The 12,958-nt window shown below is 47.2% G+C and carries 11 protein-coding genes; 4 read left to right on the top strand and 7 right to left on the bottom strand.

Annotation, left to right across the window (positions count from 1 at the left end; all coding sequences use genetic code 11):
• Both LCF57_RS21885 and LCF57_RS21880 read right to left on the bottom strand, forming a co-directional pair.
• A partial coding sequence (locus tag LCF57_RS21885) for an Ig-like domain-containing protein (RefSeq protein ID WP_226002588.1) occupies nucleotides 1-522 on the bottom strand: 522 nt, incomplete at its 3' end.
• A complete protein-coding gene (locus tag LCF57_RS21880; protein ID WP_226002587.1) occupies nucleotides 515-2,386 on the bottom strand; it encodes a motility associated factor glycosyltransferase family protein in 1,872 nt (623 codons plus the stop codon). The genes LCF57_RS21880 and LCF57_RS21885, both read right to left, overlap by 8 nt.
• Before the next feature lie 515 nt (nucleotides 2,387-2,901).
• Between LCF57_RS21880 and LCF57_RS21875 the strand changes: the two genes are divergently transcribed.
• Nucleotides 2,902-4,125, top strand: a complete 1,224-nt coding sequence (locus tag LCF57_RS21875) for an MFS transporter (protein WP_226002586.1) — start codon at nucleotides 2,902-2,904, stop codon at nucleotides 4,123-4,125.
• A 146-nt stretch (nucleotides 4,126-4,271) separates the two neighbouring features.
• Here the strand turns inward: LCF57_RS21875 and LCF57_RS21870 are convergent, their stop codons facing one another.
• Nucleotides 4,272-5,951 (bottom strand): glutamine--tRNA ligase/YqeY domain fusion protein, encoded by a 1,680-nt coding sequence (locus LCF57_RS21870; protein ID WP_226002585.1) that lies wholly within the window; start codon nucleotides 5,949-5,951, stop codon nucleotides 4,272-4,274.
• A gap of 207 nt (nucleotides 5,952-6,158) precedes the next feature.
• Between LCF57_RS21870 and LCF57_RS21865 the strand changes: the two genes are divergently transcribed.
• Nucleotides 6,159-6,887, top strand: a complete 729-nt coding sequence (locus LCF57_RS21865; RefSeq protein ID WP_318840747.1) for a copper amine oxidase — start codon at nucleotides 6,159-6,161, stop codon at nucleotides 6,885-6,887.
• An 83-nt stretch (nucleotides 6,888-6,970) separates the two neighbouring features.
• Nucleotides 6,971-7,519, top strand: coding sequence for a GNAT family N-acetyltransferase (locus tag LCF57_RS21860; protein WP_226002583.1), 549 nt, complete (start codon nucleotides 6,971-6,973; stop codon nucleotides 7,517-7,519).
• 98 nt (nucleotides 7,520-7,617) lie between these two features.
• On the opposite strand, the gene LCF57_RS21855 is transcribed toward LCF57_RS21860, so the two are convergent.
• From LCF57_RS21855 to LCF57_RS21845, 3 genes are all read right to left on the bottom strand, one after another.
• The gene (locus LCF57_RS21855) at nucleotides 7,618-8,112 is read right to left on the bottom strand and encodes a GNAT family N-acetyltransferase (RefSeq protein ID WP_226002582.1); all 495 of its coding nucleotides are present in this window, start codon (nucleotides 8,110-8,112) and stop codon (nucleotides 7,618-7,620) included.
• 103 nt (nucleotides 8,113-8,215) lie between these two features.
• Complete coding sequence (locus tag LCF57_RS21850; RefSeq protein WP_226002581.1) at nucleotides 8,216-9,463, bottom strand: MFS transporter; 1,248 nt, start codon at nucleotides 9,461-9,463, stop codon at nucleotides 8,216-8,218.
• A gap of 46 nt (nucleotides 9,464-9,509) precedes the next feature.
• Nucleotides 9,510-11,642, bottom strand: a complete 2,133-nt coding sequence (locus LCF57_RS21845; protein WP_226002580.1) for a molybdopterin-dependent oxidoreductase — start codon at nucleotides 11,640-11,642, stop codon at nucleotides 9,510-9,512.
• On the opposite strand from LCF57_RS21845, the gene LCF57_RS21840 reads away from it, so the two are divergent.
• Nucleotides 11,634-12,050, top strand: a complete 417-nt coding sequence (locus LCF57_RS21840) for a hypothetical protein (RefSeq protein ID WP_226002579.1) — start codon at nucleotides 11,634-11,636, stop codon at nucleotides 12,048-12,050. The two genes, LCF57_RS21845 and LCF57_RS21840, sit on opposite strands and share 9 nt — an antisense overlap.
• Here LCF57_RS21840 and LCF57_RS21835 read toward each other — a convergent pair.
• A complete protein-coding gene (locus tag LCF57_RS21835) occupies nucleotides 12,002-12,847 on the bottom strand; it encodes a formate/nitrite transporter family protein (RefSeq protein ID WP_226002578.1) in 846 nt (281 codons plus the stop codon). The genes LCF57_RS21840 and LCF57_RS21835 overlap by 49 nt on opposite strands.
• Nucleotides 12,848-12,958 lie beyond the last annotated feature (111 nt).

Genomic DNA, 12,958 nt, shown 5'->3' with positions numbered 1-12,958 from the left:
TCCCTGGCCACCGCGATCCACAAACATGCCCGAGCTGACTTCTACATAGTACCGGGTATTGTCCGACAACGGATGATCCAGCTTCATCAGCACGTCCTGACCACTGATTTGTATCGTGCCTCCTGCAACCGTTCCTCCGCTTACGTCAATCCGTCCGACCTCAGTTCCATCCCACTGATGCACGATTAGATGGCCTGCCCCCAGTTCTACATCTTCGCTGAAGAACATGGACAGATTTGCAGACAGCGAAACTCCACTTTCCTGCTGCGGGGATAGCCAGGTGTAGTGAGGAGGCTCTTCCATTTGTGCCTGCATATAGACAGATGAAGCCACACTCAGTGGAGAAACACCCGTAGCAAATCCATCCGCCATATCTGTATTTTCTACGATTTCACTGTTAGGACTCTCTGCCGCAAACGTCGCTGCTATATAAGGGTTGGCAAGATTAAATACCTGTGTTGTCAACACACTTGCCTTAATCATTCGGTTTACACGTTTCATATTTCTTTTTTTCTCACTCATAACATACTCCTTTTTGTTTCAGTTTCCTTTTGCCGTCTGCATAAGTATGGACAAAGCGATAAAACTCATGGATCTCGTTCTTGATTCCCAAATAATCCTGACGACACTTCCATATAAAATCACCGAAGTATAGTAGGATTTGCTCCCCTCTGCTTAGCGGATTCCTACTGCTCTGGATGGCGTCCATTTTACTGTACAAAAACTCATACCCCATACGATGACGAGGCAGAACATATATTTTGAAAAAACAATTACTTAATAATGAGGCGAACAAGTCGTCAAACTGCCCGAAGGACACGTTTAGCATATTAGCCTGCTTCAGCCTGAGCTTATGTTTGATGTCGAGCAGAGCATGGTGATTCTGTTCCATAATTGTTTGAAAAACCTCTTCATCCCGCTGAAGCTCTTCAAGGCGTGACCTCAGAAACAAGAGATCGTATTCCGAATTACTGCTGGTTTGCAGCCACGAATCGTCAATCGAACCTTTTAACCGCGTCTGGATTACTTCTTCTAAGTTTTGAAAGGATGTTCCTTTGATAACAGCGCCTTCGCGCGTTGTGTTTATAAATTCTGTATCTTTAGCTATATTGATATAAAATTCCATTTCCTTTTTCATTTTAATAAAAGAATGGTTTGTCACCACTTGTTGGCCATGCACACCTTCAACACGCGGCGAATTGGAACTAACCGGAACTCCTGGGGAATTGGTAATCCCCTCAGCATAATATTGCTCGCCCCGATAAGCTAAATTTTGCCCCACCAACACAATAGGGTCTGCTTTCATCCGAACCAGACATTGGAGTGCAATGACCGCTACGGAAGGAGCATCGTTAATAATCGTTGGTTTATGTCCCTCCGGTGTGCGCAATAGGTGCATGGAAAGCTCATCTTGAGAGATGATGATATGCATTAGACGACCTGGATAATGATCAAGTGTGTGTTTACCGACCGTACTGCCGAAAATAAGTGGAATAGAGTCAATTCGCTTGTCGATCACCTTTTGGATTACATTGACGTTGTATTCGTTCGGGTCATAACTGAACGTGCCGTGCGGATAAATGCCATGCTCCACCAACGTGTTCACTGCCGACCCTACTGTAAATAGATAAGCAAGATTATTCTCACGAATATGGCGCAGGTGCTCAATTTCGTCGTTAAGCGAAGGGCCGGCAGATACAATCAGGGCTGGCTTGCCCGCAATATGCTCTGATCCACTATGCAGAAAGTCTGAACTATGTAATATAAAAGGGAGATTATGCATGCTATTTAGCGCCCACTTTTTTTCGTAAACATGGTTGATAGCCATTTTGTCCTTCTTACTGGAGACCATTCTGTGCAACATTTCATTAAACCGCATCAGTTCCGCAGTAAATAGGGAGCGATACGGGAGCCACGGAATAACAAGTACTCCAGATACACGGTCAATCAACCTATGCAATGAACTGAGCGTTTCTCCAGTAGTTGCTCCTACCATAACTTCTTCGATCATCTCATTAGCTAACCAGTCGTTTTCATTCAGGTGTTGCAAAAAAATATTCATCACGCCAGTATCCGGCTCAACGATAGAGAAGCTGGTATTCGGGTACCTATGCAGGAATTCACGGATATGATACCCTAGTCCTACTCCAAAAAAGATCACGTGTGCTTGAGGTTTAACTTCTTTTAAACCGGAAACAAATAACTCTGCCTCCTGCCTAGGCTGCTCAGGATCATGCAAATGATATGATTCTCCCTCACGAGTCAGTACTAGGCTGGACTCGTTGTTTTTAGAAGTCAGCACCTCGCATCCTTCTCCTGCCTGAAGCAAAAGAAGCCGAGGGAAACGGCGGTACAAGGAATTGTTTCTACGATGCTGTAATGCCATTTTTCGTTCCTTTCCACCCGATATTTCATAAAACCAACGATATAGGTCAGATGATTAAACCCATATATTCACTTATACAGGATAGTATTCTGATTTTATTCAATATCTGCGTTAATGTATTTTATTTAGAAAAAAATAATCCTAAATTCCCCTGATTATGGATTATGTATCGGCTATTCTATGTATAAACTTTAGGTCTTAAGAACCTATTTATAAATAAAGATTTTGTAACCACCAAGGCATCTGCTTGAATCAACCATATATAGACTCAAATGCTGAAGTTCGTCTACATGTCGCCCCTAGGAGCACTAAAAATAAAAACCAGCAAAATAACGCAATAATTATAAAGTTTGCTTAAACCATTACCAAATAAGTAACTCATATAAATATTACATAATTGTTAATTTATTGGTTTGTTAACCCTTTCAACACATGATACATTGGAATAAAGAACCTCCCCACAGATCGGCATCGATGCGCAGTTCTCTATCGGGCTAAGAAAGGAATGGCTTGTCTTGCAAAAGAGAGAAATTCAAGAGAGTTCTCTATATTCCCTAAAGCTATATAATTTTTTTCTATATGGAGCCATGGTCATTTTCTCCAGCTTCTTCCCGTTGTATTTGCAAGATATCGGCATGGACAAGCTTGAGATCGGGAGCCTGATGGCCATCGGACCTTTTGTATCCGTATTCGCGAACCCTTTTTGGGGATATACAAGCGACCGGAGCCGCAATCTCCGTCGTATTCTGCTATTTATGATTATAGGTACATTGTTATTGCTGCAAGCTTTATTTCATGTCCATACGTATGTCATGATTTATGTGTCGATGATTGGTTTTTATTTTTTCCAAAGCCCTTTATTCGCCCAAAGCAACAGTCTTATTCTCAGCTACATTGAGGGCACGGATCGGAAATTCGGCTCGTTTCGCATATGGGGCTCCTTCGGCTGGGCAGTGACTGCGGCAGTTGCCGGCATGCTCATTGACCAAACGGGAATATCCAGCATATCCACCATCTTCACGGTACTGCTTCTGGCTGCACTGATCTGCACCTTGACGATCCCACCACTGAAAAGCACGGTGGAGACGGCAGCCATTCATTTGCGTGGCTTTGGCAGCATTTTAATGAACGGTTACTTTATATCCTTTATTTTATTGGGTATCCTTGTATCCATCCCGAATTCAATCAACAGCGCCTTTATGTCCCTGTACATCACCGAGCTGGGCGGGTCCAAGCTGATGCTTGGCTTTGCCGTCTTTATGTCATCAGTATTCGAAATTATTGTCTTTTTGCTGTTTGATCGCTTTTTGAAGAAAAAAATGACCGTGATGATCGGCTGTCTGACTCTCGTCAGCTTGCTATTTGCCCTACGTTGGGAACTGATGGCCCTGGCCACAGACCCGATTCAGATCGTATTCATTCAGGCACTTCATTGCATTACCTTTGGTGGCTATTTTTATGTAGGTACTCAATTAACCGTCCTGTTCACCCCTACTGCTTACCGTTCATCCGGGCAGGCTGTATATACCTTGACCTGGAGTGGCATTTCCGGCATCGTCGCAGGTTTTGCGGGAGGCTGGCTGTTCCAGAACTTCGGTGGCGAGATGATGTACAATGTCGGGGTCTTCTTTGCCCTGCTTGGCTCTGTGGGATTCGCCATCATGTGGTATATGCTGCACAAGAACGGCTACCAGCCCTTTCATGCAGACGAGCATAAACGAATAAAAGAGGCCCTTTAACAACACCATAAGAATGCGGTATACCTATCGTCAAGGGAACACTTATCTAGAGCAAGTAAACGTAAAATAAAGGAGTCTGCCCGCGGGCAGACTCCTTTATTTACTTGGTCGCACGAAGCTACCTTTGATCCACTTTTTCCAAGCACCTATTGCTTAGGCAATTGGAAAGAGCTTTTCAGCGATACAACACGGTTAAATACAGGCTCGCCCGGCTTGGATAGCTTCGGATCGACACTGAAATAACCATGACGGAAAAATTGGAACTTGTCCTGCGCCTGAGCCTCTTTCATGTTCGGCTCCACGTAGCCATGAGCAATTTCCAAAGAGTTCGGATTCAATTGATCAAGGAATGTTTTTTCCGATCCGTCCTCTTCAATCGCTTCAGGTTCCTCTGCATTAATCAAAGGCTCGTACAAACGGAATTCGGCCGGAACTGCCTGAGTAGCCTCTACCCAGTGGATCGTACCCTTCACTTTACGTCCAGTAAAGCCTGATCCACTCTTCGTTTCTACATCATAGGTACAGTGGATTTCCGTTACATTTCCGTCCGCATCCTTAATCACATCGTTGCATTTAATGAAGTAAGCATGTTTGAGACGTACTTCATTACCAGGGAACAAACGGAAGTATTTGCTCGGCGGATTTTCCATGAAATCCTCACGCTCAATGTAAATTTCACGAGAGAACGGAATTTGGCGTGTGCCAAGCTCCGGATTTTCTGTGTTGTTTTCCGCCTCCAGCATTTCAATCTGTCCCTCAGGATAGTTGGTAATAACCACCTTCAACGGATCAATGACTGCCATGGTACGAGGTGCCTTGAGCTTCAAATCCTCACGTGCAAAATGCTCCAGCACCTGCAAATCGATGACTCCATAGGCTTTGGAGATGCCTGTCTCGTAAACGAAATTGCGGATGGCCTCCGGCGTATAGCCGCGACGACGCAAGCCGGAAATCGTCGGCATACGTGGATCATCCCAGCCATCTACATGCTTCTCATCTACCAGAAGCTTCAGCTTGCGTTTGCTGGTTACCGTTTGAGCCAGATTCAGCCGTCCGAACTCGTATTGATGAGGTACCTTTTCCATCTCACATTCAGCTACAACCCAGTCGTACAGTGGCCGTTGATCCTCAAACTCCAGCGAACAGAGCGAGTGGGTCACGCCCTCAATAGCATCCTCCAGCGGGTGCGCATAGGAATACATCGGGTAGATGCACCATGTGTCACCTGTATTGTGATGTGGTGTGTGCGAAATGCGGTAAATAACCGGATCACGCAAATTAATGTTCGGCGAAGCCATATCAATCTTGGCGCGCAGCACTTTTTCACCGTTCTGATATTTACCTGCACGCATCTCTTCAAACAGCTTGAGATTCTCTTCGATGCTGCGATCGCGATAGGGGCTATTTTGTCCCGGCTCAGTCAGTGTGCCGCGTGTTTCGCGGATTTGTTCCGCGCTTTGGTCATCCACATAGGCTTTGCCCTTTTGGATCAACAGAATGGCACGTTTGTACATTTCTTCAAAATAATTGGAGGCAAAATGTTTTTCTTCCCATTCATAGCCGAGCCACTTCACGTCCTCCTGAATGGAGTTCACGTATTCCGTATCTTCCTTCGCCGGGTTGGTATCGTCAAAACGCAGGTTCGTGCGTCCTCCGAATTCATCTCCCAGTGAGAAATTGATCCAGATGGCTTTGGCATGTCCAATGTGCAAATATCCGTTTGGTTCAGGCGGAAAGCGTGTAACAACCTCCTTTACCTTACCCGTTCGTAGGTCCTCTTCAATGACACTTTTAATAAAATTGGGGGGAGTGATCGGCTTCTCCACGCTAATCAACCTTTCTTCCGTATAATCTGTGCAAAACCTGTTCCCTTAAATATACCCTTTCACAACGCATAACTCAATAAAATGAAAATCCATAAGCTCTCTACAGCAAAAAAAGGTGCAAGTTATGAAAAAGAGTTAACATTTTCGGTAAATAAATTCGTTATAGTGTATATAGCTTTTATTTTGCCCGGAAAAGGAGACCCACCTGTGCTCAAGCTGCTCATCGTAATCCTGCTGTCTATGCTGTTGTCCTCTTCCGTGATGACACCCGTCCATCCTTCATCAAGTCCGATGACTCGGCCTGTACAATCTCGTCCGCTGGCCGTCGCCCCAGAGGACCCATCCGTCAATTTATACGCTGTGAACCCGTCACAGGGACTGTTCCGTTCAGCCGTGCTGGAAATCGGTCAGCAGCGCCGCACATTTGGATGGTCAGGCTCGGCAGATATCTCCACCGCACCACAGTTATATTACAAGGATGTAAGCGGGGATGGTGTCCGTGAAGCCGTCGTAATCATTACACGTGCCTCGGGAACGGGTGTCGAATTGCAGGAACTGCATATCGTTGACGCACAGACGATGGAGGAGTATGCGGTCGAATCAGCGGCTGACGCCGTTTCCCGGCGTGTACAGAGTCTTGTAGCGTTGCGTAACCGCAACCAACAGGTGCATATCGCTGTCACGATTGACGGTGCCACCACACGCACGATGGATGCAAAAGCATCAGCGTTTTACGATGATCCTGCCCAATTTACGAAGCAGCTCGATTTCAGCTCTGTCGTGATGTATGATGCCGAGCAGACCTCTCCAAGAGCCACCGTATCAGGCAGTGTATCGCCAAGCGAATTTGTAGGAGATTTGAACCTAAAGTATGTATACGAGCATGGGCGGTTCCAGGTGGGTCCCATAGAATTTGAAGCTTCCTCTCCGTTTTGACGACTCTCGCAGAATAAGGTAGCATGGGATTAAATGCTAGACTGGCTGTTTAGCGATTTTCCGAGTGAAAGAGGGGATCAATCATGTTTACATACGCATTGGACGAACGCACAGTCCTTCGGCCGCTCACCAAGGAGCATGTGCAGCCTCTGTTTGAGCTGATCGAAATGTCCCGTGACCGCTTGCGTCAATGGCTTCCATGGGTAGACTCTACCACGGAAATCAGCCACACAGAGCAGTTCGTACAGAGCGCCCTGAAACAAGCAGCAGAGAATGGCAGCCTGACCGCCGGAATCTGGATGGATAACGAGCTTGCTGGCATTATCAGCTACCACGAGATTAATTGGACTCATCGCTCGGTCAGTATTGGATACTGGCTTGGACACGGTTACGAAGGACAAGGTCTCATGACCAGCGCCTGCCGCGTATTCGTCGAATATGCGTTGATGGAGCTTGATTTGCATCGGGTTGAAATCCGTTGCGCAACTACGAACCGCCGCAGTCGCGGTATCCCGGAGCGTCTGGGCTTTGTGCTCGAAGGCATTGTACGCGAAGCAGAGCTGCTGCCCGATGGCTATATGAACCACGCAGTGTACGGTATGCTCCAAAAGGAATGGAAGCAGCTTCGGTAACCATGCAACATAAAACAGCGCCGCAGTCCATAGAGTCTGCGGCGCTGTTTATTATGAGCCGGACATTAATAAGAATGCTGCTGTCTGCGGGCTCCGGCCTATTTTAAGAAATAGGCCATTAGCACATCATCCACAAATTGACCTGCGATGTAAAATTCCTCATGCAAACGTCCTTCGATCGCGAATCCGCATTTTTCATAGAACATAAGGGCTTCCGTGTTACAGGACAGTACCCGCAAGCTTAATTTGCGTATGCCCTCAGCGGCTGCAATGTCCTTCATGGAGTTCATAAGAGCCGTCCCGATACCTTTGCGATGATAATAGGGATGTACGGCTATATTGATTTCCAACACGTGACAATTACTGGCCAACAGCGTTGGAGGACGAAATCCGATATACCCGCAGAGCACTCCCTCCTCGATGGCGACCAGTTGGGAGCCTGGAGGCGAATTGCGTAGGAACTCCCCGCGCGACTTCCATGACAGCGAAGCAGGGGCCGTTCGTTCATTCCATACCAATTCATCCAGCGCAATCAGATCAGGAGCATCCTTCATCTTCGAATGACGTATCGTCAGGGTTTGACTTGTAAACAATTCCTTTCAATCCTTCCTGTGAAGGCTTTCCTGAAGCAATAACTGTAGCCATCCGCACTTATTGTACCATAATCACGGCTCATTACTGAACTTTTATTGGGACTTAAGAACTGGGAACATCCGCCTTGGTAGTAGCTTCGAAAGCATCCAAATCATGCCGGGAACGGTTTAACCAGCTATGCAGGACAAAAAACAGAATTGACAATACTGCTACGCCCAATGCCAGCCAAACTGCGGGCGGTAAACCGCCGCCATCATAAAGCTTTCCCATAATATAAGGCCCCATCACCCGTCCGGCTGCGCCAATGCCCCCCACTAGTCCGATGTAAAAGGGCGCTCCAGTGCCCCCGTGATCAGACAAAAATGCCGGAACTGCAGGTGCAATCAGCATTTCTCCGAGTGTCGCCAGGACCATAGCGAATACCATCCCTGTATAGTTCTGTGTACCCAGTATAACGATATAAGCTGCCAGGTAAAATCCTCCGGCCCATGTCATTTGGGCTGAAGCATGCCGGGCGTAGAGACGTTTGATCCAGAAAATTATCGGCTGTGCAGCAAAAATAAGAATACCATTCAACGTCCACAGGAGTCCGTACATCGTTTTAGGCAAGCCCTGCTCGATAATAAATGGAGATACTCCCGTATTCCAGATCGAATTGCCAAACCATAAAAAAAGCGACCCCAAGCCTACAAAAAGAAACAGCCTGGTATCACGAAACAGCAACCGCGCTGGTATATCTTCTTTTTTCTTCACAGACTTGCTGAGATGCACTTCCCCCTCTTCCCGATCCACCCTGCTAAGATAGGACCAGAAAAATCCGGCAAATATTGCAGAGGTTACCCCGTTCATCACAAAGCTGAGCTGATAGGAAAGATCCGCCAGAACACCGCTCAAGCCTGTTCCTAATGCCACCCCGATATTATTGGCGACATAAATAATATTAAACAGCTCGCCACGGCGGTCAGCGAAGCGAAAGCCTACAAAGGCTTGAATCGCAGGCACAGATACCACATTAAAAAAGCCGATAAAGCCCATCATGATGACAAACGCAATCCAATGGCCACTGGTAAATGGAAGTGTGAGAAGTCCCAGCGCGTTCATAGCCAGTGAACCGACAATCAGCTTTTTCGCTCCAATACGATGATAAAGGGCTCCTCCTAGCACTTGGCCAAAAATCCCACCTAGAGACTGCACTAAAATCGCAATCCCCGCATCTCCCATACTACGGTTCAACTCATCAAACACATACATGCTGACCAGCGGCCACATCAAGGAGCTTCCGGCGGAATTAATCAGGCTGGCGAAGAGAAACACCTTGACTTCTTTCGGATAAGACTCCAACCATTTCATATTTTTTGTTTCTCCTTTAGTATCTGACGCCATAAAAGGCATAAGCTCATTGGCGCTTCACATTCACCACCGTTGAAAAGAAAGTAGCCCCCTGTCCCATATCCGACAGCCGATCAGAGGTTAACGCATTGGCACGCTGTCTGCGCCCCTTGCCTTCCCACCATAACCCTTGGCTAATCACTGTACCGGGCAGCATCAGGTCCGTAACTTTGGCTTTCAGCTCGTACGTTCCCCGATCATTCCATACGGTAACCAGATCCCCATCCACGATGTCTCTTGTCTGAGCATCCTCCGGGTGAATTTGTAGCAAAGGCTCCCGCTCCAATCGCTGATGCTTGGGCAAATTGGCGAAGGTGGAATTCAGAAAATTATGGTTTGGCGGCGAAATAAACATCAGTGGAAACCGCTCGTCCGCTTGCGGTCGCTGCTCTCCGTCATAGCCTTCGATCAACGGCACATACGTAGGCATCGCGGGCAGACCCATTTGCTTCATCCGTTCCGAATACAGCTCAATCTTGCCAGAAGGCGTGGTTAAACGATCCAGATAGGCAGCTTTGGGCGTCATGTCTAGCTTTACAAAAGGTGATGCCTGCAAAGCTTCTAAAGTTACACCCTTAAGATAAGGATTCGTTGGGTTATCCAGCGCGCCCGCGATCATCTCTTCTTCACTTTCCGTAAATGCAGCTTCATCAAAGCCCATGGCTCGTCCGAGCAGGCTAAACAGCTCATAGTTGCTTTTGCTTTCTCCAAGCGGAGCAATGACTGGCTTCTGCATCTGGATATAGTGATGCCAGTAGGATTTGTACAGGTCTGTACCTTCAAAAGAAGATGCCGCAGGCAGCACGATATCCGCATAGCGGGCCGTATCCGTCAGGAACAGATCATGTACGACCGTGAATAGATCCTCCCGTTCAAACCCCTGCGTTACCCGTTCCGCATCTGGTGCTACGACCATCGGATTGCTGCAATATACGAACAGCGCCTTGATGGGCTCATCCTTTTGCAGCAATGCTTCCCCGATCCGGTTCATGTTGATCACCCGGGCATCCGGGTTCTGGCGCAGATCCGGACGCTCCAGATTGGTCCCGTTAATTTTGGCATAAGCGCCATTGGAGCGCGATGCCCCTCCTCCGTGCTTCAGCCATTGTCCGGTGAGCGCGGGCAAGCATGTTACCGCACGTACATTCATGCCGCCATTATCATGATGCTGTAGGCCGTTGCCGATATTGATATACGCCGCTCGCGCCTGTCCGTACATCTCCGCCAGGTGGATAATATCCGCTGCGGGTATACCCGTGATACGTGCTACCCGCTCCGGGGTGTACGTCTTAACATGTTCGCGCAGCTCCTCGTGACCTAACGTGTAGCAGCGTAAAAATTCGTCGTCCGTTAGCCCTTGCTCGAACAGCACGTTCATCATTCCCAGCGCGAGCGCCGTATCCGTCCCCGGATATAAAGGAATGAACCAATCCGCCCATTGCGCCGTCCGATTACGATGAACATCAATAACAACCACCTTGGCACCTTTTTTACGTGCCTTCTCGGCCAATACGACCTGATGCATGTTCGTGCTGATGACATTTCCACCCCATACAATAATGAGGTCTGCATCCTCTGTGTCCTCTGGGCTGGTTCCCCCTTTAAAACCCATGACAGATGCCCAGCCTTCATTCCCAGCTACGCTGCAAATCGTCTGATCTAGCCGGCTCGAGCCCAGCGCATTAAAAAAACGGCGATCCATTCCATCCACACTCAATACGCCCATATTGCCATAAAAGCTGTAGGGGAGAATCGATTCCGGGCCGTCCGTACGAATCAGTTCCTTGAACCGACCGGTAATGGTTTCGACTGCCTCCTCCCAGCTAATTCGTTCAAACTTTCCTTCTCCCTTGGGACCTACACGCTTCAGCGGATAGAGCACCCGATCAGGGTCATATACCCGCTCCGTCATATTACGAACTTTATTACAAATGGCCCCTTTTGTAATGGGATGATCAGGGTTGCCAGTCACCTTGACAATTTTTCCATTTTCCTTGTGAAGCAGGAGCCCACACGTATCTGGGCAATCTAGCGGACACACTGCCGGAAAAATACCGTCTGCATGCTCCGTCATCTGCTGCCCCCTCTGTAAGTCTGATTGAAGCGTAGCCTCAGGAGGCGCGCTGTTGCTATGATCCATGGTATTGATGCTCCTTTCCATTACTGTTTCCAAAAATTACACTGTTCTTATCATATCTACAGCTATGACCTATGGCAAGAGAAGGATTTTGCCAAGCAGCGTCCGACCGAAAGTGACAAAAAATCCGCCTGCTGCATAGAGCAAAACGGATTTTTGAAAAATCACAATTATTTTTTTATAGCCCTGTTTCATCTTTACTTGTTAGGGGTAAAAGAGATCAAGGCATTATGGACGAGAGCACACTCATCCTCACATGCCAAATCATGGACCACTCCCAAAAAAATCCGCCATGACAGGTTTCGTTCCCCCGGACTTGTCATGGCGGATTTGCTTTGTTCGATTCTGTTAAGAGTAACTAATCAAACACGATCACTCAACGGATTTGGAGCAACCGAAGAGGTAGTTTGAGTTCCGCTCACTGGATGTGCATCGGTATGCGGCTTTTTCAAATAGGCTAACCAATAAGCCCCAGCCACAAACAGACTTCCTCCAACCAAATTTCCCAACCAAACCGGAATAAAGTTCATGATATAATCTGCCCATGAAAAATGGCCTGCAAAGATAGCCGCCGGAATGAGAAACATATTGGCCACAATGTGCTGAAAGCCAATAGCAACAAAGGCCATTGTAGGGAACCAAATCCCCATAATTTTTCCACCGATCGAATCCGTGCTATATGCCAGCCATACAGCCAGTGCTACCAGCCAGTTACATCCAATACCAGATATAAATGATTGTAAAAAGCTGTCATGCAGCTTATGGCCTGCCATATCCACCACTTTGTCTAGATAAGGACCCGTTTCTGTTAAACCCAGCACATGGCCAAAGAAAAAGGCAACAAATAACGCACCTGCAAAATTACTAAGCGTAATAATGGCTAGATTACGAAGCACGACGCCGGTCTTAATCCGTCCTGCCCATCTCGCCAAAGGGACAGCCATCATATTGCCTGTCAGCAATTCTCCCCCAGCGATCAGTACTAATACGAGCCCGACAGGGAACACGGAAGCTCCTATAAAGGTAGCAATACTCCCCCATTCCTTAGGCGCGCTTGCAATAACACGTATATCCAGTAAAAATCCAAGTGCAATAAATGCACCTGCCAAAAATCCCAATACCACTGACACAGTCCACGGGTTGTTCGCTTTAGCCACACCTGTTTCCACCGTCTTTTCGGCAATTTGCCCCGGTTTATAGCTTGCCATATATCCCCGCTCCTTTAACATCTTTTTGCTAAAATATTCTCCTCTCATATTTTATTTAAAATCAGTGATTTTGTTTGTGAAAAAAATCACTTTCATTGTTATTAAAAAAAA

Origin of the sequence: Paenibacillus sp. BJ-4, from assembly GCF_020404765.1 — a bacterium.
Lineage (GTDB): Bacteria > Bacillota > Bacilli > Paenibacillales > Paenibacillaceae > Paenibacillus.
This window is presented reverse-complemented; position numbering and strand designations above follow the sequence as displayed.